Source organism: Streptomyces sp. NPDC033177, assembly GCF_055577715.1.
Window position 1 is genome coordinate 491,227 of sequence record NZ_JBVIPS010000007.1, and the last position, 23,732, is coordinate 514,958.

Below are 23,732 nucleotides of genomic sequence, written 5' to 3' on the forward strand. Positions count from 1 at the left end.
CGGCCCCGCGGGACGTGATCTCCCAGCTGGCGGCAACGAAAGGCGAGTGAGCCGCCAGAGTACGCGAGTTCACGGCTGTGGCGCGTGGCGGACCTCTCACGGTTGAGCGGAGACGGTGTGGCATACGCCACGCTGCACACGCATGGACCACGCCCCCGCCAGGGTGGCCGGTTCCCGCCTGCGCCGATAATCGAGCCCGTGACCGACCTGGACCAACGCCCGCCCCCGCCGTCCCCCGGCGCCCGTGCGCGTGCGCGCGCCGCGCTGCGCCGTGCGGCGCCCGCGCTGCTCGTCTACGCCGGGGTGCGTGCCCTGGGGCTCGCGGTGCTCGCCATCTGGAGCGCGGCCGCGGGAAAGAGCGCCCACACGCTGCTCACCGCCCGCTGGGACTCGCTCTGGTACACCCGCGTCGCCGAGCACGGCTACGGCTGGGAGGTGACGCTCCCGGACGGCAGCGTCCACTCGAACCTCGCGTTCTTCCCGCTCCTTCCCTGGCTGGAGCGTCTCGTCTCGGCGATCAGCCCCTTGTCGTACGCCGATGCCGGCCTGGTGGTGAGCTGGCTCGCCTCGCTCTGCGCCGCCGCGGGGATCTTCGCGATCGCCGACCATCTGTACGGGCGCCGGGCCGGTGTCTGCGCGGTCGCGCTGTGGGCGGTGCTCCCGGTCGGCATCGTGCAGTCGATGGCGTACAGCGAGTCACTGTTCACGGCGCTCGCGGCCTGGTCGCTGTACGCGGTGCTCACCGGACGCTGGGTGTGGGCGGGCGTACTGGCCTCCTTCGCGGGCCTGACCCGGCCGGTCGGCGCCGCGGTGGTCGCCGCGATCTGGGTGACGGCCGCCGTCCGCCTGTACCGGGACCGCAAGCAGGACCCGCGCAGGGACCAGCGCATGGACCTCCGCTTGATCCTCGGGGTGGTACTCGCCCCGCTCGGCGCCGCGGGCTATGTCCTGTGGGTCGGCCACCGCACCGGCGACGGCATCCTCGGCTATCTCGACGTCCAGGCCGGCTGGGGCAACGGCTTCGACTTCGGCTACGCCTTCGCCCGCTTCGTCGGCGACCAGTTCACCGGCTTCCCCGGGGCCCTCGCGGGGGTCGGTCTGATCGTCGGGGTCGCCCTGGTGGTCTGGCTGTACGTCGTCGGCGTACGGCAGAAGCAGCCGCTGCCGCTCCTCGTGTACGGCGGGATCGTCGTGGCGCTCGCGCTGTGCGCCGCGGGCTATTTCGGCTCGAAGCCGCGCCTCCTGCTGCCCGCCTTCCCCTTGCTCCTGCCCCTCGCTGTGGCGCTCGCCGAACTGCGTACGTCCAGGTCGGCGCCGGTGCTCGGGGCGGTGGCAGCGGTGAGCGCGGTGTACGGGGCGTTCTGGCTGAACGGCTCGGGTCCGCCATGATCGTTTTCGGGGCTCCCGGTGAGCGGCCGGGAAATTCCGCACCAGCCCCCGGTGAACGAATTAATAAGGGCCATAAAACGACCGCGCCAATGATCAACGAATTCGGTAAGGGCCCGATCTCGGAATAGGGAAACCGCAGGAATAAACCCCCGCCTGAGATCAATGCCACATCACATCGTCATCACAAAGCCACTGATTCGGCCTAGTCCCTCACTCACTCGCTGTAACGTCGATTGGGTGCGTACCGAACGAAACCTCACCCGTCTGGACCGGGTCTTCGCCCGGCTCGACCGTGAGCCGGAACGACCGGCCGGCCTCGATCTGCCGAGGATGAGCAGGCACAGGATCGTGCTCTTCAGCGCGACCCTGGCCTTCTACCTCGCGATCGTGGTCGCCGTGCTGACCACGTCGTGGCTGGTGCGGTTCGACTGGCAGGTCATGTTCTTCCGGCCCTACCAGCAGTGGCCCGAGATCCACGCCTTCCTCGACTACTGGGTGGTCCTCGGCCAGCGCGGCCCGACCGCCGTGATGGTCGCGGCATGGCTGGGCTGGCGCTCCTGGCGTCAGCACACGATCCGCCCGCTCCTGACGTTCGGCGCCGCCCTGCTGCTCCTGAACGTCACGGTCGGCGCCGCCAAGATCGGCATGGGCCGCCTCGGCCCGCACTACGCGACCACGATCGGCGCCAACGAGATGTGGCTCGGCGGCGATATATTCCCCTCCGGCCACACCGCCAACGCCGTCGTGACCTGGGGAATCCTGGCCTATATGGCCTCCACCCCGCGTACCCGCCGCTACTTGTCGGCGCTCTCCGCCGTGGTCTCCCTCAGCGTCGGCCTGACCACCGTGTACCTCGGCACGCACTGGCTGAGCGACGTCTTCCTCGGCTGGGCCGCGGGCCTGCTCGTCCTGCTGGCGCTGCCCTGGGTGGAGCCGTTGCTCACCCAGGTCGAGGGCTGGATCTTCAGCCTGCGGGAACTGTGGCGCTCCCGTCGCACCGGCCTCGCGGGACCGGCCGCCCCCGCCCCGGCCAGGGTTCCGCAGCCCCTGCCCGCACCGGCCGACGAGCCCCCGCTCCGCGAGCCGGTCGGCGCCGCGCGCCCCGCCCGCGCCCCGGCCTACCTCGCCCCGGGCCCGCACACACCGCGCTCCGAGCGCAGCCCGGTCACCCCGGCGGGCAGCCGCCGCCCGCCGCACACAGAGCGCGGCACACGCGCCGCCACGTCACCCCGCCCGGTGGCGGGCGGCTGACCCCGAAGACCGCGGGGGTCGGTACGCACAACCCATCCCCCGCATCGCGAAGGCCCCGGTTCCGTCCAGGAACCGGGGCCTTTCGCCGTGCCGTGGTCACGTCCCGCCGCGGGTCAGCCCTTCCAGCAGCGGACCACGACGCCTTCCTTGACCTCGAAGTTGAGCCGCCCCGCGAGGTACTCCATGGTGATGATCGCGCCCGGCGGCAACGCCCTGACGGTGGACCAGCCGCGCTCACGGGCCTGCGTCTCGGCGCCGTCGGCCGCGAGGCCGACGTAGGCGTCCAAGGAGTCCTGGGGTTCGGCGGGAGGGGTCGGTATAGGTGCCATGGCCGCCACGTTAGGCGGCGCGGCCCGGCCGCGGAAGGCCGTAGCCGGACACCATGCGTCACCGGTACCTCTCCGGTCACGCTTCTGTCACAGGATCACGACGCCCGTTTCCCCTTAACTCCGTCACACGTACGGGCGGTTCCGGAGTTGTTCCCCTGCCATTAGCGGATTTACCTCGGGCCCTTCGAGATGCCACCGATACCACCTCAATAGCGCGGCGGACAGGTCACCGACTCACCTTTTTCACGCGCCCTCATTTCCGAATCCAGGGCGCCGGGTGAGATGTGACGACGCATAGGGAATTCAAGATTCCAGCACAGCGGGGCCCGTACGCCCCCTGTCGGATCCGGGGGTGACACGAGCATCATGGCGGGTGCTTCGAACAGGACCGGCGGCGTGACGGCGAAGGGGCGAGCGATGGGGACTGAGACCGCAAGCGCGGCGGCACCGCCGGTCCGGCAGAGGACTCCGGGCCGGGTGCTCGTGGACTGGCTGACCACCACCGACCACAAGAAGATCGGTCACCTGTACCTGATCACGTCGTTCGCGTTCTTCCTCGTCGCCGGTCTGATGGCCCTGATGATGCGGGCCGAGCTGGCCCGTCCCGGGCTGCAGCTGATGACCAACGAGGAGTTCAACCAGGCGTTCACCATGCACGGCACGATCATGCTGCTGCTGTTCGCGACACCGACGTTCGCGGGCTTCGCCAACGAGATCATGCCGCTGCAGATCGGCGCCCCTGACGTGGCCTTCCCCCGGCTCAACATGCTGTCGTACTGGCTGTTCCTCTTCGGCGGCCTGATGGTGCTCGGCTCGCTCCTGGTGCCCAGCGGCCCTGCCTCGTTCGGCTGGTTCGCCTATGCGCCGCTCAACAGCATGGAGCGGACACCGGGGATCGGCGCCGACCTGTGGATCATGGGCCTCGCGCTCTCCGGGTTCGGCACGATCCTCGGCTCGGTGAACTTCCTGACGACCATCATCGGGATGCGGGCGCCGGGGATGACGATGTTCCGGATGCCCGTCTTCACCTGGAACGTCCTGTTCACGTCGATCCTGGTGCTGCTCGCGTTCCCCGTCCTGGCCGCCGCGCTGCTCGTCCTGGAGGCGGACCGGCGCTTCGGCTCCATGGTCTTCGCCTCGGAGAACGGCGGCGCGCTGCTGTGGCAGCACCTCTTCTGGTTCTTCGGGCATCCCGAGGTCTACATCATCGCCCTGCCGTTCTTCGGGATCATCTCCGAGATCATCCCGGTGTTCAGCAGGAAGCCCATCTTCGGCTATCTGCCCCTGATCGGCGCGACGATGGCCATCACCGGGCTCTCCGTCGTCGTGTGGGCGCACCACATGTTCGCGACGGGCGCGGTGCTGCTGCCCTTCTTCTCCTTCATGTCCTTCCTCATCGCGGTGCCCACGGGCGTGAAGTTCTTCAACTGGACGGGGACGATGCTCAAGGGGTCGCTGTCGTTCGAGACACCGATGCTGTGGTCGGTCGGCTTCCTGGTGAGCTTCCTCTTCGGCGGGCTCACCGGCGTCATCCTGGCCTCGCCGCCCCTCGACTTCCACGTCACCGACACGTACTTCGTCGTGGCGCACTTCCACTACGTCGTGTTCGGCACCGTCGTCTTCGCGACCTTCGGCGGCTTCTACTTCTGGTGGCCCAAGCTCACCGGGAAGATGCTCGACGAGAGACTCGGCAAGATCCACTTCTGGACGCTCTTCATCGGCTTCCACGTGACGTTCCTCGTCCAGCACTGGCTGGGCGCCGAGGGCATGCCACGGCGTTACGCGGACTACCTGGCGGCGGACGGCTTCACGGCGCTCAACACCGTCTCGTCCATCGGGGCGTTCCTGCTCGGCATGTCCACGCTGCCGTTCCTCTACAACGTCTGGAAGACCGCCAAGTACGGCAAGAAGGTCGAGACCGACGACCCCTGGGGCTTCGGCCGCTCCCTGGAGTGGGCCACCGCCTGCCCGGCGCCGCGCCACAACTTCGTCACGCTGCCCCGGATCCGCTCCGAGTCCCCGGCGTTCGACCTGCATCATCCGGAGTACGCGCCGTTCCATCCGAGCCAGGCGCAGTATCCGGACCCGCAGACCGAACACCCCGGTCCAGGGCCCGGCTCAGGAGGTCCCTCGCCGAGCTGATCCGCTCGGTGAAGTTCACAGGCTCGACGACCTCGAACTCGAAGCCCATCAGAAGCACATGGATCACCATGACGTCCAGGCTCATGGCACCCGTGCGCAACAGACAGCTGTGCTCGGTCTCGGCCTCCAGGGTGCCATCCGACGGGGTGACCCGCTGGGCCGCCTCCTCCAGGGGCACCAGGAGCCGGAACACCGCCTGGGCGGCGTACCCACGTGTGGAGACGCCTCGGGAGACGTAAGCGGCGAGGTCGTCGGCGGGCGGGGTGCGCGGCGCGAAGCGCGGTCCGTGCGGCGGCCTCGGCGTGATGCGGTCCGCGCGGAACGTGCGCCAGTCGGCGCGGTCCACGTCCCAGGCCACGAGATACCAGCGGCGCTCGGTGCAGACGATGCGGTGCGGTTCGACAGTGCGGCGGGTCGAACTGCCGCCGTGGTCGAGGTAGTCGAAGCGCAGGCGCTCCGCGTCCCGGCAGGCGTGGGCGAGTTCGGTCAGGACGGAGGGGTCGACGGCCTGCTGCCGCGGGGTCCGCAGCATGGGCACGGTGTACGCCGTCAGCGCTCCCACCCTGCGTCGCAGCCTGTTCGGCAGGACCTGCTCCAGCTTGGTCAGGGCGCGTACGGAGGTCTCACCGATGCCCTCGATGCCCTGCCCCGCTGCGGTGCGCAGGCCGACGGCCACCGCGACCGCCTCGTCGTCGTCCAGGAGCAGCGGGGGCAGCTCCGCGCCCGCGCCGAGCTGGTAGCCGCCGCCCGTGCCGGGGCTGGCGTTGACGGGGTAGCCGAGCTCGCGCAGGCGGTCCACGTCACGCCGTACGGTGCGCGGGGTGACGCCGAGCCGGTCGGCCAGGTCCGCGCCCGACCAGTCGCGGTGGGCCTGCAGCAGCGAGAGCAGGCGGAGCAGTCGTGCGGAGGTCTCCAACATGGGGCCGATTGTGCCCGGCGTCGCGGACAGCCACGGTCCGCGATGGCGCCGGTCCTTGGAGCCGTGCCCCTGGATCTCTGGGTCAGCCCTCGACCGTGTTCGCCTCGCGGATCCGGATCGCGAGGTCGTTGTCGTTCGTGTAGTACGGCCCCGCCTCCAGCGGGCCGTGCGCCGCCGTGTCGAGCCGGACCGCCGGGTAGGTGAAGATCTGCTTCTTGTCCGGGATGTCGTCGAGGAGCCGGGCGAGCCGGACCCGCGGCCCGCTCTCCCCCGCCGGACGCAGCCAGAGGTCCCAGGGGCCCACGCCGCTGTCCGCGAGCACGTCGCACCGCAGACCGAAGCTGAACTCCACGCCGTCCGCGGTCAGTTCGTACCGCTCGACCTTGTCGGGCTCGGCGCGGCGGGTCGCCTCGGCGTATGCGGCGCCGGTCAGCGCGGTGCCGTACACGCGGCCCTGCGCGGTCACCGCGGGGCCGGTGATCTCCAGCTCGCCGATCTCCGCGTGCGGGGCGCGCAGCCAGCTGCGTACGGAGAGGTTGCCCTGCTTGGTCGCGTACGGAATGCGGACGTCGATGTGGCCGCGGGCCCCGCTGGGGGCGCGGTCCACCAGCGAGCGCAGGTCGTTGACGCCGGGCGCCAGACGGCGCGGGGTGGCGCCGCCGACCTCCGCGTAGGCGTTCCAGCGGCCCTCGGCCAGCTCGACGCTTCTGGGCAGCGCGGCCCGCAGCCGGCCGTCGGCCGCCGGGGACAGCGGAAGGCGTACGTCCTCGTCGGTGGACGCCGCGTCGCGGTGGCGCAGCAGCAGGTAGGCCGCGCCCTGGCCACCGGGGTCGGTGACGTCGAAGGTCAGACCGCCCGCGGAGTCGGCGATGCAGTCGGCGCGGGGGGCCGCGGCGACGTCCTGATCGGCACCGGAGTCGCAGGGCGATGAGGCGTCCGAGGTGGCCAAGGCCGTCATGCGGTGGATCCCTTCGTCTGTATGCCGCTGGCCGGTACCCCGTGTCCGATGTCCCGTACCGCGTAGGCGCCGTTCAGGAGCGCGCCGCGGGTGCGGTGCAGTGAGCCGCGCATCCGGCCGCCGAAGGAGCTGCCGCGGGTGATCATCCCGGTGAACATCGCGTCGTAGCGCTCGGCGATGCGGACCGGGTCGAAGCGCTCGGAGTCCTCCAGGGCGGCGCCCGCCATCCGCCGGCGGAGCGTGTCGTTGTTGATCAGTTCGAGCAGTCCGCCCGCGATCGCGTCCGGGTTGCCGACCTCGACGAGACGCCCGTCGACACCGTTGTCGATGATCTCGCCCGGCCCGTGCGGGCAGTCGGTGGCGACGACGGGCAGTCCGCAGCGCATCGCCTCGACGATGGTCATGCCGAAGGATTCGAGGCTGGAGGTGACCGCCGCGATGGAGCCCTTGGCCCACTCGGGCTCGATGGGGTGGGCGGGCCCCATCAGGAAGACGTGGTTGTAGAGCCCGAGTTCGTCGATCAGGGCGCGCAGCTTGTCCTTCTGTTTGCCGCCGCCGTATATCCGAAGGCGCCAGTCGGGGCGCTGGGCGCGCACCTGGTCGAAGGCGCGGATCAACAGGTCGTACCGCTTGACGGGGGTGAGCCGCCCCGCCGCGACGACCCACTTCTGGGAGCCGTCGGCGGGCTCTATGCCGGGCGCGGGCACCGGGTTGGGCAGGGCCTGGACGTGGACTCCGGGCAGGCGCATCTTGCGGCGGTAGGCGCGGGCGTCCGCCTCGGTCGTCGTGGTCAGGACGTCGAGGCGGGGGTAGACGCTGCGCAGCTGACGGTGCAGTTCCTTGGAGTGGCTGTCGAGGGTGAGGTGCTCCTGGCCGACCCGCAGCGGGCCGCGCGCGGTCTCGCGGGCGAGGTGCACGTTCAGGCCGGGACGCGTTCCCACCACCACATCGGCGCTGACCGAGGAGAGGTGCGCGGCGATGCGCCGGTCGGTGAGGGCGCTGTACTGGTCGTAGCGCCCTTCCGCGCTGGGGAAGGTCCTTGCGGGCCGCAGGGCGTCGGCGGCCTCCCCGTCGTAGCCGGGGCTTTCCTTGCGCATGTCGACGAGGTGACTGAGCCTGACGCGGGAGTCGGGCGCGAACACGGGTTCGTCGCGATGCCGGAAGACGGAGACGATTTCGACGTCGTGCTGCTCGGCGAGGGTGTTCGCCAAGTTGTACGTCGTCCGGATCGTCCCGCCGATTCCGTACGCGTTGTGAATCAGGAAAGAAATATGCATGCGTCCCCGTATCCCACGCTTCCCCGCGGACAGTCCTTCTCGTCCGCCTACCGCAGGGTTAGACGGGGATTACGGGCACAGGGTTGGGTTTCATCATCATCTTGTTCTTGAACAGTTGTGCCATCGGTATCCGGTTTCGGGAACTTTCCTGCTAGGTACACGCATCATGGCTGGTAGGAGAGCTGCGGCACGTCGAAGCAGTTGTCGTCCATGTCCCCCTGTGTGACCCATCCCTCACCGTCCTTCCAGCGGGCCACCGACACACAGGTCCTACGGGTCCCGGGCGGTTGCGCCCGCTCCTCGTACCTCACCGGGAGCAGCAGTCCACGCGCCGTGTAGGACTCGCCTCGGTTCATGAAGCGGTCGACGCATGCGCGCGTGACGTCACCCCGGCAGGACTTCGCCGCGTCCGTGAACCACATGGCTGCCGCCCACCCCTCCAGTTGCCACTGCGAGACATCCTTGTGCCCCTTCATGGCGTCGCGGAACTCCCGTACGGCGGGTTGGCCGGTTTCCTCGTAGTTGCGGCTCGCGCCGGTGACCCACAGGGCGTTGCGGCAGCGCGGGGCGTCCTTGTAGTCGTCGGCGACGGTCGAGGTCCAGTTCTGGACGTTGGTGACCTTGGCGGTGACGTCGGCGCCCACGTCATCCATCGCCTCGCACAGCCGGGCGTTGCCGTGCGTGTCCATCGCGTCGAAGACGAGGTCGGCGCCCTGCTCCTTCAGATCGGCCGCCGCCGCGCGGAAGTTGGGCAGCGCGAAGTCGACCTGCTCGGTGACCACCTTGTAGCCCTCGGCCTTCAGGCCCCGGGTGACGAGACGGGCGTACGCGGCGGACGCGGCCTGGTTGTAGGAGACGACGGCGGCCGTCCGTGCCCCCTGCTCCCGCTTGAAGTAGCGGTAGACCTCGGTCCCGCCGATCAGCTTGCCGCCCCAGCCGGGCTTCCCGTCACGCGGGGCGAGGCTGCCGTAGATCCCGTACAGATGCGGATAGGTGTCGTACGCGGACCCGATCGGCTGGCCCCCGATGTCGGGCACGCGCGCGCGCGAGACGCGGGAGGCGCCCGCGTAGTCGAGTGAGCTGGTGGCGACGAGCGCGACGACACGCTTCTCCTCGACCAACTTGTCCACGCACTCGTTGTTGCCGACGCCGCTGCCGCCGTCGTCGCACGTGTGCACCTCGATCTTGCGTCCGTCGATCCCGCCCCGCGCGTTCAGCCCCTCGAAGTACGCCTTGGCCCCGTCCCGGGGCCCGGTGAACGCGGAGCCGCCGACCGGGCTCGTCGCACTGGTGATGATTCCGACCCGCATCGGCGCCCCCGGCGGGGCGGGCGCCCTGCTCCTGTCCTCGAAGTCGCTCTCGGGGAGCCGGCTGCCGCACCCCGCCACGGCCACGAGCAGCGCGGCTGCGGCCAGGGCGCCCCCTAGGACCTCAACAGCCCGGACCGGGCGACTCATTGCCGCTCAGCTTCACCAGTGCGCAGAGAGTCTTGACGGACACCTTCCAGGTGTCGTCCTCGTTGACGGAGGTGCCCGAGGCGTCGGGCAGCGCGGTGGCGCCCTTCAGGGTCAGGGCGTACGTCACGTCCGCCTCGGTCGACGAGCTGAACTCGACCTTGTTGACGTCGGCGCTGACCTGCTTGCCGCGCTCGTCGCCGTTGAAGCTCTCCAGGACGCCCCGCATCTTCGCCCCGTCCTCCAGGACGGCCTCCTTCTCCTTCAGCGGGACGGAAGGGTCGAAGAACTTCTCGAAGTTCTCCTTGACCTCCTTCTCGGCCGCAGCCGGATCCGCGGGCTCGTCCTCAGCGGGCTCTGCGGGCTCGTCGTCTTCAGGCGCCTGTGAAGAGGCCTCCTGGCTCGTCCTGTCCGTGGACGGCGCGGGCGGATCGCTGTCACCGCCCCCGCCGCTGTCGTCACCGCATGCCACGGCGGCCGGCGCGAGAAGCAGGACCGCGGCTGCCGCGAGGGCCGCGCTCCGCACCCTTCCCCGCCTGAGATCGCTCCCCCGCTTGGGGCTGGTCCAGAAAACCATCTGGCTCACCACCGGGTGTCGGTCCGGGCCGCCTGGGGCCCGGAGCTTTCAGGGTCAGCTTGCAGAAGGCATAGTGCAAGCCATCGGCTGACATGGACAGCCCACCGACGCTACGAACGTGTCCCAGGGGGCGCAGATGCGGGCGGCTCAACCGGATCAGACACTCCGTTCGGCCCGGCTGCGTGCCGTGCGCCCCGTGCTCTGGGTGGCCTTCGCCGCCCTCGCCGCGGGTGCGGTGCTCTGCGTGGTCGGCTGGTACGGCACGTCCGGCGAACGCTTCGCGGAACGGCAACTCCCGTATCTGGCGTCGTGCACCGTGCCCGGCGCGGCGCTGATCGTCGCCGGGGCGGTGCTCTACACGCACGGCAGAAGCACCCTGGCCACGGCCCGCGTAGAGGAGCTGTACGAGCTCCTGGTTACGGCGGGATCGCCCGCCGACCCCACGGAGCGAGCAGCCACGGTGCCGACCAGCGGCGAACTGCTGATGATCCCCGGCGGCACGCTCTGGCACCGCGCGGACTGCCCCCTGGTGGCGGACAAACCGGAAGCGGTCCCCGCCGACGCCCACATCCTCGCGACCGGCGGCCTGAGCCCGTGCCCCATCTGCGAACCGCAGCCGACCCCGATCACCCCGTCGCCGGAGCGCTGACCCGGTGGCCTCCCTGAGCTACGACCTGACGCTGGCCGGGCTCGCGGTCGGCAGCGCGGCGGCCCTCACCGGCATCGGCCTGCTCGTCACGTACCGCGCGACCGGCGTCCTCAACTTCGCACACGGCGCGATGGCGATGCTCTGCGCATACGTCCTGCGCCAGCTGACCGTGGAGTGGAACTGGCCCCTGCCGGCGGCCGCCGCGGTCACGCTCCTCCTGATCGCCCCGGCCATCGGCCTGCTCCTGGAGAAGGCGGTTTTCCGCCCCCTGTCGATCCTGGGCAGCGACCCGGCCCAGACCCTGGTGGCGTCCATCGGCGTCTTCGTCCTGCTGGTCGGGGGCGCCGCACTGGTCTGGGGCCCGGGAGCGAAGGCGGACGCGCCCACGCTCGTATCGGCGGACCCCTGGGCTCCGTTGGCGGTGACGGTCGCGCTCGCTTCGACGGTCTGGGCGGTGACCCGCTGGACCCGCTTCGGCAGCGAGCTGCGGGCCGTGGTCGACAACCGTCCCCTCGCCGTCCTCAGCGGCATCGACGCGGACCGGGTGGCGTCGGTGGGCTGGGCGTTCGGCGCCTTCACGGCGGGGCTCACCGGCATACTGCTCGCCCCCTTCGTACGCCTCGACCCCTACGGCATGCCGCTGCTCGTGATGGAAGTGGTGGCCGTGGCGGTGGCGGCCCGGATGCGGAGCCTGTTCATCGCGGTCACGGTGGCCCTCGGACTCGGCGTGGCGCAGAGCCAGTTGACCCGCCTGCACCCGTCGGGGTGGGCGGAGCCGCTTCTGCAGTCCCTGGGGGCCAACCTCTTCGTCGTCGCTCTCCTCGTCGCGGCCCTCGTGCTTCCGGGCATCGGCTCGCACAGCACACTCCCCCGCACGGCGACGGCACGCTTCCCCACGCCGCCGGGCGCGTGGATCGTGGCCGCGGTCCTCTTCCTCATCCCTCTGGGCTTCGCGGGCTCGGACCTGACGACCTCGGTCCAGGTGCCCGCCCTTGCCGTCGTCCTTCTCTCCCTGGTGGTCGTCACCGGCAGGGGCGGCCAGATCTCCCTCGGTCAGGCGGCGTACGCGGGTCTGGGCGCGCTCTTCACGGCGCTGCTCACGTCGGGCCGCTTCCCGGGCCTGCCCGAGCTTCCCCACCTGCCCGCCCTGGCCGTGGCCGTCCTCCTGGTGGCCCCCCTCGGCCTCCTCACCGGCTGGCCCGCGTTTCGCCGCCGCGGGCTCGCGCTCGCCCTCGCGACGTTCGCGGTCGGCGTCGGCGTCAGCCGCTTCGTCTTCGCCCAGCCGTACGCGACGTCGGGCCTCGCCCTTGGCCGCCCGGCGGGTTTCGGCAGCGACCGCGCGTACTACGTCCTCGAACTGGTCCTCCTTGCGGCGGCGTTGCTCTTCGCGGCCGGTATGCGCCGGGGCCGCATGGGGCGTGCCCTTGCCGCGATGCGGGACCACGAGGCGGGGGCGTCGGCCGCGGGGGTTCCGGTACGCGGCCTCAAGCTCAAGGCGTTCGTGGCCGGCGCGGGTCTTGCCGCTCTGGGGGGCGGGATGCTGGGCATGGGGTTACGGGCCTTCGACCCCGCCGCGTTCGATCCCGTGCGCGGGCTCCTGTGGTTTGCGGCGGTGGTGGTGCTCGGCGCCGACAGCCTCCTCGGGGCCCTGCTGGCGGCGGCGCTTCTGGTGGGCCTGGACGCGGGTACGCGGGGCGGTGTGGCCGCCGCGCTGATCGGTGTCCTCGCGGTCCTGGTGGGCCGCTTCCCCGGCGGCCCCTACGAGGCACTGCGTTCCCTCACCCCCCGCCTGAACCGCCACCCCACACTGACGCCCCTGGGCAAACGGACCCGAACCGCACTGCCCTTCCGATCACCCCGCAGCGCCACCCCCACGAACAGCCCCTCCCACCCACCCACCCGATCACCCCGCAACGAACGGGACCCCGTCACCCACCCGCTGGGATCGACCCCCAGCGTCGCGACAACGGCCCTCACCCGACCGCCTGAACAACCACACCCCGGTGAGCAGGCGGGCCGGGAGAACACGTCCACAGCAGCAGAAACGGAATCGGCTCCCAGCGGTGGGACAGCAGGCCTCACTCGATCGCCTGAACGGCCGCTCCGCAGCGAGCAGACGGGCCGCGAGAACACCCCCGCAGCAGCAGAACCCGGATCGGGCCCCAGCGGAGCGATAACGGCCCTCACCCGGCTGCTTCCCTGGCGGCCAAGCCTCACCCGATCGTCTGGCCGGCCACCCCGCAGCGAGCAGACAGGCCGCGAGAGCACCCCCGCAGCAGCGGAAACCGGATCGACCCCCAGCGTCGCAATAACGGCCCTCACCCGGCTGCTTCCCTGGCGGGCAAACCTCGCCCGGTCGCCCAGACGGCCGCCTGAATTGCCGCCCCGCGGCGAGCAGACCGGCCGTGAGAACACCCCCGCCGCAGCGGAAAGTGGCAGCGGGGCGCAGGCTCCGCTCCCTCCGGAGGGGGCGGTTCCGTATGGCCGCCCGGAGCGCCATACGCGGCACCCCGGAGCCATAGCAGCCTCACGTCCGTCGGCGGACGGCGTAGACGGACCTACCGAGGCGGTCCCGTCCCCCGGTCGGCCCCGCCGCGAAGTCCCGCTCCCGCCACACCCACAGCACACCCTCACCGCCCACCACATCACCGCCACCTACGACGACGGGTTCCTCGCCCTCGACGGCGTGGACCTCACCGTGCCCCCTGGCCGCATCACCGCCGTGGTGGGCCCCAACGGCGCAGGCAAGAGCACCCTCTTCCACTGCCTCGCCGGCACCCTTCGCCCCGCCGCGGGCCGCATCAGCCTCGGCGGCAGGGACATCACCCGCGCCCCCGCCCACACCCGGACCCGTCTCGGCATAGCCCGCACGTTCCAGCAGTTGGCGGTGTTCCCGTCCCTGACCGTCGCGGAGAACGTGCAAGTAGGCGCGGACCAGGCCGGTCTCAGGCACCCCCGGACCACCACCCAAGCCCTGCGCCTCCTCTCCCTCCACCACCCCGCGACCCGCCACCACCCCGCCGCGGACCTCCCCACCGGCACCCTCAGACGCGTCGAACTGGCCCGAGCCCTCGCAGGCCGCCCCCACACCCTCCTCCTGGACGAACCGGCGGCAGGCCTGGACACCGCCGAAGTGGCCGCACTGGCCCGCGTCCTGCGCGCCCTCGCCTCCGACGGCATGGCCCTCCTGGTGGTCGAGCACGACATCGGCCTCATCGCGGACCTGGCCGACACCGTGCACGTCATGGCAGCGGGCCGCATCGTCACCTCAGGCACCCCGACCGACGTCCTCCACAAGGCGGCCCCGTGAGAACCGGCATCGAACTCCACGCGGCCCGGGTCCGCTACGGCCCCCTCGAAGCGCTGCACGGCGTGACCCTCGCCGCCCCCGCCCCCGGCCTCACCATCCTCCTGGGCCGCAACGGTTCGGGCCGCACCACAACGCTGCGGGCCCTGGCCGGCACGGCACGCCTCACCGCCGGCGCCGCCATCTGGGACGGGGCGGACATCACCCGGCTCACCGCCCACGCACGCGCGACGCGGGGCCTGTGCTTCGTACCGGACGGACCAGCCGTCTTCAGCCACCTCACGGTCGCCGAGAACCTCGGCCTCGCAGGCTCCGAGGCCGCCCCTGACCTCACCCCCGCCCTGGACGCGTACCCCGAACTGCGCCCCCTCCTCGCCCGCCGCGCGGGCACCCTCTCCGGCGGCGAGCAACGCATGCTGGCGTTGTCCCGCGCCCTCCTGACGGCCCGCGCCCGGGTGATCCTCATCGACGAACCCACCCAGGGGATGTCCCCCTCCGTCGCGTCACGAACGTACGACCTCCTGGTGGGCCTGAGCGCGCACGCCTGCGTCCTGACCGCGGAACAACGCCTGCCGCCCGGTCTGCGCGGACACGCGGACCGGACGGCAGTGGTGGTTCACGAACTACGCCGTGGCGAGGTCGTGTTCAGCGGCGAGGCAACCGAACTCAGCCGTCGGCGGATGTGGTCTTGACCGGCTCAGCGCTCGCGGCAGGCTCGGGCTCGGAGGCCTTCGGAGGCTTGGGGGTCGCCGAGGGCTTGGGGGTAGCGGAGGGCTTGGGGGGGGTCGCCGAAGGCTTGGGGCTGACCGAGGGCTTCGCGGTCTCCGAAGGCTCAGCAGACTGCGACGGCTTGGCCGTGTTCGAAGGCTCCGCAGGCTTCGCAGGCTCCGCGGGCTCCGAAGGCTCCGCGGGCTCCGAAGGCTTGGCCGTCGCCCCGGGCTTGCCGGTACCCCCGGGCTTCGGCTTCGCGGGCTTCGCCGGGGACTTCCCCGGGATGACCAGCCTGGTACCGACACCCAGCCGGTCAGGCTCGCTTCCCACGGCCTTGCGATTGGCTCGATACAGCGCTTGCCAGCCGCCCCGCACCTCGTACCGCCGCGCGATGGAGCTCAGCGTCTCCCCCGCCTTCACGACGTGCACGTCGAAGTAGCCGTCCCGGACCTCCTTGGGGATCTTCTTGGAGCAGACGGGCCAGGCATTCCACCCCTGGTTGCGGACCACGGCCTCGGCGACCTTGATCTGCTCCTTCTTGGTGGCGAGGTCGGCACGCGGCGCATACTTGAGCCCACCGTGCTCCTCCCAGGTGGACTGCCGGAACTGCAGCCCTCCGTAGAAGCCGTTCCCGGTGTTCACATTCCACCGGCCGGTGCTCTCGCACTGTGCGAGGCAGTTCCAGGGACCCTTGGTCCGGGAGCATTCGAGCGCCTCGGCCGCGGACCCGGACCCCGGCAGGGGAGCGGCCGGAGCCGGAGCGGCCTGCGCGGTCGCGGACGCGGGCAGCAGCAGGGAGGTGACAGCGGCGATGACCAGACCTGCGGGCCACAGCGACCGGAGACTCTTGATCGGCATCGGATGCATCCGCCCAAGCTAGGCAGCGCCACCGCGGCGAGGAGCCGTGCCGCGCCGCCACGGGCGCGGCCCCACCCGGTCGGACGACCGGGCGGGACCACACCCCGGAGGGGCGGAACTCAGAGGTCGAGCCGCTGCCCCGGCAGGATCACGTTCGGATTCCCGCCGATGACCACCTTGTTGGCGGAGTACGCCTTCTGCCAACTGACGCCGTGCGCGGCCGCGATCCGGCTGAGGGTGTCCCCCTGCCGAACGGTGTAGTCACCGCGCCCGGATCCCCGGCCGGCATGGCTCGGCGTACGGTTCTGCGGCTTCGCGGGCTGTTCGGCCACCTTGGGGGCCTGCGGAGCCTTGGCCGCCTTGGGGGCCGCCGGAGCGGCTGCCGCCCCCGGCGCGCTGCCGGACGCTCCCGCCCGCGCCGAGCAGCTGGGCCAAGCGCCCCACCCCTGGGCGCGCTGAACCTTCGTGGCGACAGCGATCTGCTGCGCCTTGGACGCCTTGTCGGCGGTCGCCGCGTAGGCGCCTCCGCCGTACGCTCGCCAGGTGGACGCGGAGAACTGCAGCCCTCCGTAGTAGCCGTTCCCGGTGTTGATGCTCCAGTTTCCGCCGCTCTCGCACTGAGCGATGCGATCCCACACTCCGCTGTCCGCCGCTCCGGCCTGGCCGGTGGCGGTGAGCAGTCCCAGCGGGGCGAGCAACGCCGCTCCGCCAATCACTGCCGTCCTGCGAACGCGCTTGGGATGTGCGGACATGTATATCCCTCTCGAAGGACCCGGGATCCCCCAGGTGACCCGGACCTCCTCGCGCATCTGACGCCGGAGGCCCGCTCACCCCGTCCGCCGGAGTTCGGCACATTCGTGCCGTGGTGCTTGAGCTGGCTGCCTGGTGCGGCCGGCGGACGAACCCGAGCGGTGCTCGCTGCACACGGCGGTGGAATCTAGGTGCGTCCTCGCCCCGGTATCAACCAACTCCTTGTCATTCCAGGCCAGTTGGCCGTTACCCGGGGTATCAGCCAATTCAAGCCAGCCATTTAATTCCCCGATTTCACGATTTGTCGACCTGTCAGCATGGCGATCTGTGACCCAGCTCATGGGTGCAACTTGCCTGTACGCGGCAGATGTTGGCGCGGAGTGACGGATACCGTCGGGCAACTCACCCTCCGCTGCGGATGGTTCGATTCCGTTCGCCTTCGCGCGTGACCTGCGCCACTGATCGCCCGTTGTCTTCTTATGAGCCGGGCACCCCCGGTCCGCACGCAACGATTCCGAGGAGCCCCCCGTGCCGCGCATGCTCGACGTCGGCGACGACGTACGCGCCGAGATCGGCGACGAAGAAGCAGACCGGCTGCTCGCCGGAGAGAACGCCCCGGGCAGCTACGACTGCACGTCCTGCCGGACCCCGGGCGACACGGAGCAGGAACGCACCAGCACCGTCCTGTTCATCGGCGACGAGACCGCCGTACTCGCCTTCGCGCACGCCACCTGCCTGCCCTCCCAGATCGTCCAGGTCTCCGAGGAGCAGTTGCAGGGTGCCGTGCGCTCCATCACCGGCGAGGAGGGCACCGGCATGGCCGGTGTCGCGGGCCCCGGCCCCGTCGAAGGAGTGCCCGACCAGGCGGTCCTCGGTGTGACCAGCGGTCTCGTCCTCATCGAGGGCGAGCTGCATCCCGCCCTCGTCGTCGAGCCGACCGGCGCCGTCGCCCGCCCGGGGTCCGCCCCCGGCGGCGGCGACGACTTCCTGCAGCTCCTGGCCGAGCAGGGATTCGCGCCGGTGGCCTCGCTGGACGGCGTACCCCCCGTGCTGCACGGCTGGTCGGTGCTGCTCGCGGCGGGCCAACTGCACGCGGTGCTCCAGCCCGCCGCGGGCGGCGGCTCTCCCGTCGCCTGGTGGCAGGCCCACCACCCGTTGCAGGTCACGGAGGCCTGGCGGTCCGCGGCGAACAAGCTCCAGACGGTGCTCCTGTTCGCGGCACCGGTCGGCTCCATCGGCCGCCAGCCCCGCGAGGACCTGCTGCGCGGCGCCCTGGACAAGGCGGCGACGCACGGGCGTCTGGTCGCGGCCTCGATGCCGCTCGCGGGCACCTGAGCCCGTGCGGGCCGCGCCGCCGTCACGCACCGGGTCCCGGCTGCGCCGGTCATGCCCCCGGCGCCCCGTGAAAGCGGCGCGGCCCCCGCATCCGTACGAGCACGGGGTCGTTGGCACATACGTGCACACATACGACCCCTCCCGCCCCCGGCCGGCGTACCAGACCCCCATCCCGTCCATGCGCTCGGCGCAGGACTCGGGGGGCGACCACTCGGCCACACCGATCTACGACGCGCTCTACTCGGAGTACCGCAGGTCGTTCAAGGCCCTCCCGGGGGACCGGACCGGCGAGGAGGATCTGGGGTTCACGTCGTTCGGCTCCGCGCCGTACGGCATGCACCGGGTGGGCGACCGGCTCGACCCGCGGCACAACACCTTCAGCCAGCTGCACGTCTCCCGTTACGGCCACGAGCAGCACGGCACGGTGCACCAGCAGCCCGCGGCGCTCCCGCCGGGGCCGCGCAGGGGGCTCTGAGCCACCACCGCGCCACCGGCGCCCCACGCAATGGGCCGGGCCCCGCCTTCTCCTCGAAGGCGGGGCCCGGCCCATTGGTCCATCCGTGCCTACTTCTTGCGGCCGCGCTTCTCACGCACGCGCACCGAGATGTGGATCGGCGTGCCCTCGAAACCGAACTCCTCACGGAGCCTGCGCTCCACGAAGCGGCGGTAGCCGTGCTCGATGAAGCCGGAGGAGAACAGCACGAACCGCGGCGGCTTCGTTCCGGCCTGCGTGCCGAAGAGGATGCGGGGCTGCTTGCCGCCGCGGATCGGGTGCGGGTGGGAGGCCACGAGCTCGCCGAGGAAGGCGTTGAGCCTGCCCGTCGGGACGCGCGTCTCCCAGCCCGCGAGGGCAGCCTCGATCGCCGGGACGAGCTTCTCCATGTGACGGCCGGTCTCGGCGGAGACGTTCACCCGGGGGGCCCACGCGACCTGGAGGAGCTCGGTCTCGATCTCCCGCTCCAGGTAGTAGCGGCGCTCCTCGTCGAGGGTGTCCCACTTGTTGTACGCGACGACGATGGCGCGGCCCGCCTCGACGGCCATCGTGACGATGCGCTGGTCCTGGACGCTGATCGACTCGCTGGCGTCGATCAGGATGACCGCGACCTCCGCCTTCTCGACGGCGGCCGCCGTGCGCAGGGAGGCGTAGTAGTCGGCACCCTGCTGGAGGTGGACGCGCTTGCGGATGCCCGCGGTGTCCACGAACTTCCAGACGACGCCGCCGAGTTCGATGAGCTCGTCGACCGGGTCACGGGTGGTGCCCGCGATCTCGTTGACGACCACGCGGTTCTCGTTCGCCACCTTGTTGAGCAGCGACGACTTGCCGACGTTCGGGCGGCCGATGAGCGCGATGCGCCGGGGGCCGCCGATGCCGCCGCCGAAGGACTGCTCGGGCGCGTCGGGCAGGGCTTCCAGGACGGCGTCCAGCATGTCGCCCGTACCGCGGCCGTGCAGTGCGGAGACGGGGTACGGCTCACCGAGGCCGAGCGCCCACAGGGCGGTGGCGTCGGCCTCGCCCGAGGGACCGTCGACCTTGTTGGCGCACAGGACGACGGGCTTGCCGGACTTGCGCAGGAGGCGCACGACGGCCTCGTCCGTGTCGGTGGCGCCGGTCGTGGCGTCCACGACGAAGACGACCGCGTCGGCGGCCTCGATCGCGTACTCGGCCTGGGCGGCCACGGACGCGTCGATGCCGAGGACGTCCTGCTCCCAGCCGCCGGTGTCGACGAGCTTGAAGCGGCGGCCCGCCCACTCGGCCTCGTACGTCACGCGGTCGCGGGTCACGCCGGGGCGGTCCTCCACGACGGCCTCGCGGCGGCCGATGATGCGGTTGACGAGGGTCGACTTGCCGACGTTCGGGCGGCCGATCACCGCGAGGGCGGGCAGCGGGCCGTGGCCCGCGTCGCCGATCGCGCCCTCGACGTCCTCGGGATCGAAGCCTTCCTCCGCGGCGAGCTCCATGAACTCCGCGTACTCGGCGTCGCCAAGCGCCCCGTGCTCGTGTTCAGCCGAGCCTTCGGGCTGGATCTGGTCGTTCATGAAGTCCGTACCTCTGTCGTATTCGTGATCGGTGGCCCGCCTCGGAGGCGCCCACTACTGAAAGTCTCGCTCAGCGCCCGGTCAGGCGCCTGGCGTCCGCCAGGTGGGCGGTGAGCCGCTCCTGGATGCGCACGGTCGCCTCGTCGAGCGCCTTGCGCGTACGCCGTCCGCTGTCGTCGCCCGCTTCGAAGGGGTCGCCGAAGACGACGTCGACCCTGCTGCGCAGCGGGGGCAGCCCCTTCAACAACCGTCCGCGCTTCTCCGTGCTTCCCAGGACCGCGACCGGAACGATCGGCGCCCCGCTCCGTACGGCGAAGTACGCGAGGCCGGCGCGCAGCGAGGCGAAGTCGCCCTCGCCCCGGGTGCCCTCGGGGAAGATGCCGAGGACGCCGCCGCCGTCGAGGACGCCGAGGGCCCGGGTGATCGCCGTGCGGTCGGCGATCTCGCGGTCCACCTTCACCTGCCCGATGCCCTGGAGAAAACGGTCCAGGGGGCCTATGAAGGCTTCCTTCTTGATGAGGAAGTGCGTCGGCCTGGGTGCCGTGCCCATCACCATCGGGCCGTCGACGTTGTGGGAGTGGTTGACGGCCAGGATCACCGGGCCGCTCACGGGAACCTTCCAGGCGCCGAGGACGCGGGGCTTCCACAGGCCGTACATGAGGCCGACGCCGATGCGGCGGCCGACCTCCGCACCCCGTTCCGACGGCGCCGCGGTCACTTCGCCGCCCGCTTCTCCTCGACGAGGGTGACGACGCACTCGATGACCTGCTGCAGCGTGAGCTCGGTGGTGTCCACCTCGACGGCGTTGCCGGCCTTGGCCAGCGGGGACGTCTTGCGGCTCGAGTCGGCCGCGTCCCGCTTGATGAGCGCCTCACGCGTCGCGGCGACGTCGGCGCCCTTGAGCTCGCCGCTGCGGCGGGCCGCGCGGGCCTCGGGCGAGGCCGTGAGGAAGATCTTCAGGTCGGCGTCGGGCAGGACGGTCGTCCCGATGTCGCGTCCCTCGACGACGATGCCCTTCTCGGCGGAGGCGGCGATGGTGCGCTGCAGCTCCGTGATGCGGGAGCGCACCTCGGGGACGGCGCTGACGGCGCTGACCTTCGAGGTGACCTCGGTGGTGCGGATCGGCCCCGCGACGTCCGTGCCGTCGACCGTGATGGTCGGGGCGAGCGGGTCGGTGCCGGAGATGATCTCGGGCTTGCCCGCGACCGCGGCGATGGCGGTCGGGTCCGTCAGCTCGATGCCGTTGTGCACCATCCACCACGTGATCGCGCGGTACTGGGCACCGGTGTCCAGGTAGCTGAGGCCGAGCTGGGCGGCGACGGCCTTGGAGGTGCTCGACTTGCCCGTGCCGGAGGGCCCGTCGATGGCGACGATCACTGCTGCGGGCGCCGGACCGGCGGTTTCCACGGTTTCCACGGGGTGCGAAACCTCTCTCAGGACGCGGGGGCGGGGTAGCGGGGCGCAGACACGCCCCGCACAAGGTTACTGGCTCCCGCGCGCACCTCTTACTGCCGGATGCCCCGGGCCTTCACTGCCGGATCGCCCAGCCCCGCTCGCGCAGGGCCGCCGCCAGCACCGGCACGGCCTTCGGCTCGACGAGGAGCTGCACGTGGCCCGCCTGCTGCCCCGTGGCGTGCTCGATGCGGACGTCCTCGATGTTCACCCCGGCCCGCTCGGCGTCGGCGAAGATCCTGGCCAGCTGTCCCGGCTGGTCGTTGATGAGCACCGCGACGACCTCGTACGCGGTCGGGGCCGCGCCGTGCTTGCCGGGCACCCGGACCTGTCCGGCGTTCCCCCGCCGCAGGACGTTCTCGACGCCCGTGGCACCCTCGCGCCGCTTCGCGTCGTCCACCGACTGCAGCGCGCGCAGCGCCGTCACCGTCTCGTCGAGATCGGTGGCGACGGCGGACAGCAGATCGGCGACGGGGCCTGGGTTGGCCGACAGGATGTCGATCCACATCCCCGGGTCGGACGCGGCGATGCGCGTGACGTCACGGATGCCCTGTCCGCACAGGCGCACCGCCGTCTCCTCGGCGTTCTCCAGGCGGGCGGCGACCATGCTGGAGACCAGGTGCGGCATGTGCGAGACGAGCGCGACCGCGCGGTCGTGCGCGTCGGCGTCCATGACGACCGGCACGGCACGGCAGAGGGCGACGAGCTCCAGGGCGAGGTTGAGGACCTCGGTGTCGGTGTCGCGGGTGGGCGTGAGGACCCAGGGCCGCCCTTCGAAGAGGTCCGCGGTGCCGGCGAGCGGGCCGCTACGCTCGCGCCCCGACATGGGGTGCGTGCCGATGTACGAGGTGAGGTCGACGCCGAGCGCTTCCAGCTCACGGCGCGGGCCGCCCTTGACGCTCGCCACGTCGAGGTAGCCGCGGGCCGCGTCGCGCCGCATGACGTCGGCCAGCGTGGCGGCGACGTGCGCGGGCGGCACGGCGACGACGCACAGGTCGACCCGCCCCTCCGGCGGTTCGTCGGTCCCGGCGCCGAGCGCGGCCGCCGTGCGGGCCTGACCTGAGTCGTGGTCGGCGAGGTGCACGGTCACGCCACGCGAGGCGAGGGCCAGGGCGGCGGAGGTGCCGATCAGGCCGGTGCCGATGACGAGGGCGGTTCTCACTGGGCGATGTCCTTGCGCAGGGTGGCCGCGGCGCCGAGGTAGACGTGCGTGATCTCGGCGCGGGGCTTGGGGGACTCTATGTGCGCGAGGACGCGGACGACCCGTGGCATGGCGCCGTCGATCTGCAGCTCCTGCGCGCAGATCAGCGGGACGTCCACGATGCCGAGCTTGCGCGCGGCCGCCGCGGGGAAATCGCTGTGCAGATCGGGCGTCGCGGTGAACCAGATGCTGATCAGGTCCTCCTGGGTCAGCGCGTTCCGCTCAAGGATGGCGGTGAGCAGCTCGCTGACCTGCTCGTCCATGTGGTCGGCCGCGTCCCGCTCCAACTGGACGGCGCCCCGGACCGCTCGTACCGCCACTGTGCTGCTCCTCGCTCGCGTGTCTACGACTGCTGTGCGGACCAAGGGTAGTCAGCGCCCGGGGGACGAGTGCGCGGCGCCCGTCTGCCGAGACGGACGCCGCGTGCCTCGCCGTGCCTCACCGGGGTGGGGAGCACCGTGGGGTCAGAGCTTCTGCTCCCTGATGATGTCCTCAAGGGAGCCCGTCGGGACCTGGCCCTCCGGGGTCAGCTTGTCGACGGCCTGGGGCAGCTGCCGCGCGATCTGGTCGGCGGCCTCCTCGCGGCTGACGCCCGCGTCGGTGGCCACCTTGTCCAGGGTCTCGTCGGGGACGGCCTGCTTGACCTGGTCGGGGCTCAGCGGCTGGTTGTCGCCCTTGCCGACCCAGGAGTCCAGCTGCTCCTGGTTGACCAGGCCCGACTTCGTGATCATGTCCATCAGGCCGCCCAGCGGGTTGCCGGCGCCGGAGCCGCCCTGGCCGCCGGAACCGCCCGCGCCGCCGCCCAGCAGCCCGCCGAGCAGCGAGCCGAGGATGTTGCCGCCTCCGCCCTGGCCGCCTTGGCCGCCCTGGCCTCCGCCGAGGAGACCGCCGAGAAGGCTTCCCAGATCGTTACCCGCCATGGTCGCGCCTTTCGCGTGTGTGGCCGGTCCCGCGCCGCCGGGGGCGCGGGCCTCAGACCCTGCCAATGTCACCCGAATCGCCCCCTGTCGCCACTTGGCCCGATTGGTGGCCGTTCAACTATGGACGCCGGGGGCACGGTCCGGCACCACGCCCGCCCCCCCCCGGAGAGCATCAAGGTCACCGGAGATTCGATCACACGCGGCTAGACCGGCGGC

The 23,732-nt window shown here is 71.4% G+C and carries 21 protein-coding genes and 1 pseudogene; 8 read left to right on the forward strand and 14 right to left on the reverse strand.

Features of this window, described 5'->3' with window-relative positions:
• Window positions 1-198 precede the first annotated feature (198 nt).
• Window positions 199-1,389, forward strand: a complete 1,191-nt coding sequence (locus ACZ5U5_RS26025) for a glycosyltransferase family 39 protein (RefSeq protein ID WP_469025964.1) — start codon at window positions 199-201, stop codon at window positions 1,387-1,389.
• 237 nt (window positions 1,390-1,626) lie between these two features.
• Window positions 1,627-2,640: a phosphatase PAP2 family protein gene (locus tag ACZ5U5_RS26030; RefSeq protein ID WP_469025967.1), complete on the forward strand. Its 1,014-nt coding sequence runs from the start codon at window positions 1,627-1,629 to the stop codon at window positions 2,638-2,640.
• 113 nt (window positions 2,641-2,753) lie between these two features.
• Here the strand turns inward: ACZ5U5_RS26030 and ACZ5U5_RS26035 are convergent, their stop codons facing one another.
• Complete coding sequence (locus tag ACZ5U5_RS26035; protein ID WP_469025969.1) at window positions 2,754-2,969, reverse strand: I78 family peptidase inhibitor; 216 nt, start codon at window positions 2,967-2,969, stop codon at window positions 2,754-2,756.
• A 417-nt stretch (window positions 2,970-3,386) separates the two neighbouring features.
• On the opposite strand from ACZ5U5_RS26035, the pseudogene ctaD reads away from it, so the two are divergent.
• A pseudogene (gene ctaD / locus ACZ5U5_RS26040) lies at window positions 3,387-4,958 on the forward strand (aa3-type cytochrome oxidase subunit I); the annotation flags it as partial.
• 1 nt (window position 4,959) lies between these two features.
• On the opposite strand, the gene ACZ5U5_RS26045 reads toward ctaD, so the two are convergent.
• The 5 genes from ACZ5U5_RS26045 to ACZ5U5_RS26065 form a co-directional block, all read right to left on the reverse strand.
• On the reverse strand, window positions 4,960-6,030 hold the full coding sequence (locus ACZ5U5_RS26045; protein WP_469025971.1) for a helix-turn-helix transcriptional regulator: 1,071 nt from the start codon (window positions 6,028-6,030) through the stop codon (window positions 4,960-4,962).
• Window positions 6,031-6,112: 82 nt separating this feature from the next.
• Entirely contained in the window at window positions 6,113-6,988 is an 876-nt protein-coding gene (locus ACZ5U5_RS26050; protein WP_469025974.1) for a hypothetical protein, read from the reverse strand.
• Window positions 6,985-8,265: a glycosyltransferase family 4 protein gene (locus ACZ5U5_RS26055; protein WP_469025977.1), complete on the reverse strand. Its 1,281-nt coding sequence runs from the start codon at window positions 8,263-8,265 to the stop codon at window positions 6,985-6,987. The genes ACZ5U5_RS26050 and ACZ5U5_RS26055 overlap by 4 nt, the downstream gene beginning before the upstream one ends.
• A 164-nt stretch (window positions 8,266-8,429) precedes the next feature.
• A complete protein-coding gene (locus ACZ5U5_RS26060) occupies window positions 8,430-9,722 on the reverse strand; it encodes an ABC transporter substrate-binding protein (protein WP_469025980.1) in 1,293 nt (430 codons plus the stop codon).
• Window positions 9,697-10,296 (reverse strand): MTB12 C-terminal domain-containing protein, encoded by a 600-nt coding sequence (locus ACZ5U5_RS26065; protein ID WP_469025983.1) that lies wholly within the window; start codon window positions 10,294-10,296, stop codon window positions 9,697-9,699. Before ACZ5U5_RS26065 ends, ACZ5U5_RS26060 begins: the two co-directional genes overlap by 26 nt.
• Window positions 10,297-10,432: 136 nt before the next feature.
• On the opposite strand from ACZ5U5_RS26065, the gene ACZ5U5_RS26070 reads away from it, so the two are divergent.
• The 3 genes from ACZ5U5_RS26070 to ACZ5U5_RS26080 are packed head-to-tail and all read left to right on the forward strand — an operon-like array spanning window position 10,433 to window position 14,944.
• Window positions 10,433-10,945 carry a hypothetical protein gene (locus tag ACZ5U5_RS26070; RefSeq protein ID WP_469025986.1) on the forward strand — a complete coding sequence of 171 codons (513 nt, stop codon included), beginning with the start codon at window positions 10,433-10,435 and terminating at the stop codon, window positions 10,943-10,945.
• 4 nt (window positions 10,946-10,949) lie between these two features.
• Window positions 10,950-14,255, forward strand: coding sequence for an ABC transporter permease subunit (locus ACZ5U5_RS26075; RefSeq protein ID WP_469025988.1), 3,306 nt, complete (start codon window positions 10,950-10,952; stop codon window positions 14,253-14,255).
• The gene (locus ACZ5U5_RS26080; protein ID WP_469025990.1) at window positions 14,252-14,944 is read left to right on the forward strand and encodes an ATP-binding cassette domain-containing protein; all 693 of its coding nucleotides are present in this window, start codon (window positions 14,252-14,254) and stop codon (window positions 14,942-14,944) included. Before ACZ5U5_RS26075 ends, ACZ5U5_RS26080 begins: the two co-directional genes overlap by 4 nt.
• Here ACZ5U5_RS26080 and ACZ5U5_RS26085 read toward each other — a convergent pair.
• Both ACZ5U5_RS26085 and ACZ5U5_RS26090 read right to left on the reverse strand, forming a co-directional pair.
• On the reverse strand, window positions 14,919-15,821 hold the full coding sequence (locus tag ACZ5U5_RS26085; RefSeq protein ID WP_469025992.1) for a LysM peptidoglycan-binding domain-containing protein: 903 nt from the start codon (window positions 15,819-15,821) through the stop codon (window positions 14,919-14,921). The two genes, ACZ5U5_RS26080 and ACZ5U5_RS26085, sit on opposite strands and share 26 nt — an antisense overlap.
• A 119-nt stretch (window positions 15,822-15,940) precedes the next feature.
• Window positions 15,941-16,573, reverse strand: coding sequence for a LysM peptidoglycan-binding domain-containing protein (locus ACZ5U5_RS26090; protein WP_469025994.1), 633 nt, complete (start codon window positions 16,571-16,573; stop codon window positions 15,941-15,943).
• 526 nt (window positions 16,574-17,099) lie between these two features.
• Here ACZ5U5_RS26090 and ACZ5U5_RS26095 point away from each other — a divergent pair.
• The gene (locus ACZ5U5_RS26095; RefSeq protein WP_469025997.1) at window positions 17,100-17,906 is read left to right on the forward strand and encodes a hypothetical protein; all 807 of its coding nucleotides are present in this window, start codon (window positions 17,100-17,102) and stop codon (window positions 17,904-17,906) included.
• A gap of 178 nt (window positions 17,907-18,084) precedes the next feature.
• Window positions 18,085-18,381 carry a hypothetical protein gene (locus tag ACZ5U5_RS26100; RefSeq protein WP_469025999.1) on the forward strand — a complete coding sequence of 99 codons (297 nt, stop codon included), beginning with the start codon at window positions 18,085-18,087 and terminating at the stop codon, window positions 18,379-18,381.
• An 89-nt stretch (window positions 18,382-18,470) separates the two neighbouring features.
• Here ACZ5U5_RS26100 and der read toward each other — a convergent pair whose 3' ends face one another.
• The 6 genes from der to ACZ5U5_RS26130 form a co-directional block, all read right to left on the reverse strand.
• Window positions 18,471-19,943: a ribosome biogenesis GTPase Der gene (der, locus tag ACZ5U5_RS26105; RefSeq protein ID WP_469026001.1), complete on the reverse strand. Its 1,473-nt coding sequence runs from the start codon at window positions 19,941-19,943 to the stop codon at window positions 18,471-18,473.
• Between the two features lie 70 nt (window positions 19,944-20,013).
• Complete coding sequence (locus ACZ5U5_RS26110) at window positions 20,014-20,700, reverse strand: lysophospholipid acyltransferase family protein (protein WP_469026003.1); 687 nt, start codon at window positions 20,698-20,700, stop codon at window positions 20,014-20,016.
• Window positions 20,658-21,359 (reverse strand): (d)CMP kinase, encoded by a 702-nt coding sequence (gene cmk / locus ACZ5U5_RS26115; protein WP_469026006.1) that lies wholly within the window; start codon window positions 21,357-21,359, stop codon window positions 20,658-20,660. Before cmk ends, ACZ5U5_RS26110 begins: the two co-directional genes overlap by 43 nt.
• Window positions 21,360-21,471: 112 nt before the next feature.
• Entirely contained in the window at window positions 21,472-22,557 is a 1,086-nt protein-coding gene (locus tag ACZ5U5_RS26120; protein ID WP_469026009.1) for a prephenate dehydrogenase, read from the reverse strand.
• The gene (gene aroH / locus ACZ5U5_RS26125) at window positions 22,554-22,916 is read right to left on the reverse strand and encodes a chorismate mutase (RefSeq protein ID WP_363210717.1); all 363 of its coding nucleotides are present in this window, start codon (window positions 22,914-22,916) and stop codon (window positions 22,554-22,556) included. The genes ACZ5U5_RS26120 and aroH overlap by 4 nt, the downstream gene beginning before the upstream one ends.
• A gap of 144 nt (window positions 22,917-23,060) precedes the next feature.
• A complete protein-coding gene (locus ACZ5U5_RS26130; RefSeq protein ID WP_469026012.1) occupies window positions 23,061-23,516 on the reverse strand; it encodes a YidB family protein in 456 nt (151 codons plus the stop codon).
• Between the last annotated feature and the right edge of the window lie 216 nt (window positions 23,517-23,732).

Excerpts from the sequence above, each read along its gene's own strand:
- ACZ5U5_RS26100 (WP_469025999.1), top strand. The coding sequence starts at position 18,085 with ATGCGCTCGGCGCAGGACTCGGGGGGCGACCACTCGGCCACACCGATC.
- ACZ5U5_RS26060 (WP_469025980.1), bottom strand. The coding sequence starts at position 9,722 with ATGAGTCGCCCGGTCCGGGCTGTTGAGGTCCTAGGGGGCGCCCTGGCC.
- ACZ5U5_RS26090 (WP_469025994.1), bottom strand. The coding sequence starts at position 16,573 with ATGTCCGCACATCCCAAGCGCGTTCGCAGGACGGCAGTGATTGGCGGA.
- ACZ5U5_RS26055 (WP_469025977.1), bottom strand. The coding sequence starts at position 8,265 with ATGCATATTTCTTTCCTGATTCACAACGCGTACGGAATCGGCGGGACG.
- ACZ5U5_RS26085 (WP_469025992.1), bottom strand. The coding sequence starts at position 15,821 with ATGCCGATCAAGAGTCTCCGGTCGCTGTGGCCCGCAGGTCTGGTCATC.
- ACZ5U5_RS26050 (WP_469025974.1), bottom strand. The coding sequence starts at position 6,988 with ATGACGGCCTTGGCCACCTCGGACGCCTCATCGCCCTGCGACTCCGGT.
- ACZ5U5_RS26130 (WP_469026012.1), bottom strand. The coding sequence starts at position 23,516 with ATGGCGGGTAACGATCTGGGAAGCCTTCTCGGCGGTCTCCTCGGCGGA.
- ACZ5U5_RS26070 (WP_469025986.1), top strand. The coding sequence starts at position 10,433 with ATGCGGGCGGCTCAACCGGATCAGACACTCCGTTCGGCCCGGCTGCGT.
- ACZ5U5_RS26045 (WP_469025971.1), bottom strand. The coding sequence starts at position 6,030 with ATGTTGGAGACCTCCGCACGACTGCTCCGCCTGCTCTCGCTGCTGCAG.
- ACZ5U5_RS26065 (WP_469025983.1), bottom strand. The coding sequence starts at position 10,296 with ATGGTTTTCTGGACCAGCCCCAAGCGGGGGAGCGATCTCAGGCGGGGA.
- ACZ5U5_RS26035 (WP_469025969.1), bottom strand. The coding sequence starts at position 2,969 with ATGGCACCTATACCGACCCCTCCCGCCGAACCCCAGGACTCCTTGGAC.
- der (WP_469026001.1), bottom strand. The coding sequence starts at position 19,943 with ATGAACGACCAGATCCAGCCCGAAGGCTCGGCTGAACACGAGCACGGG.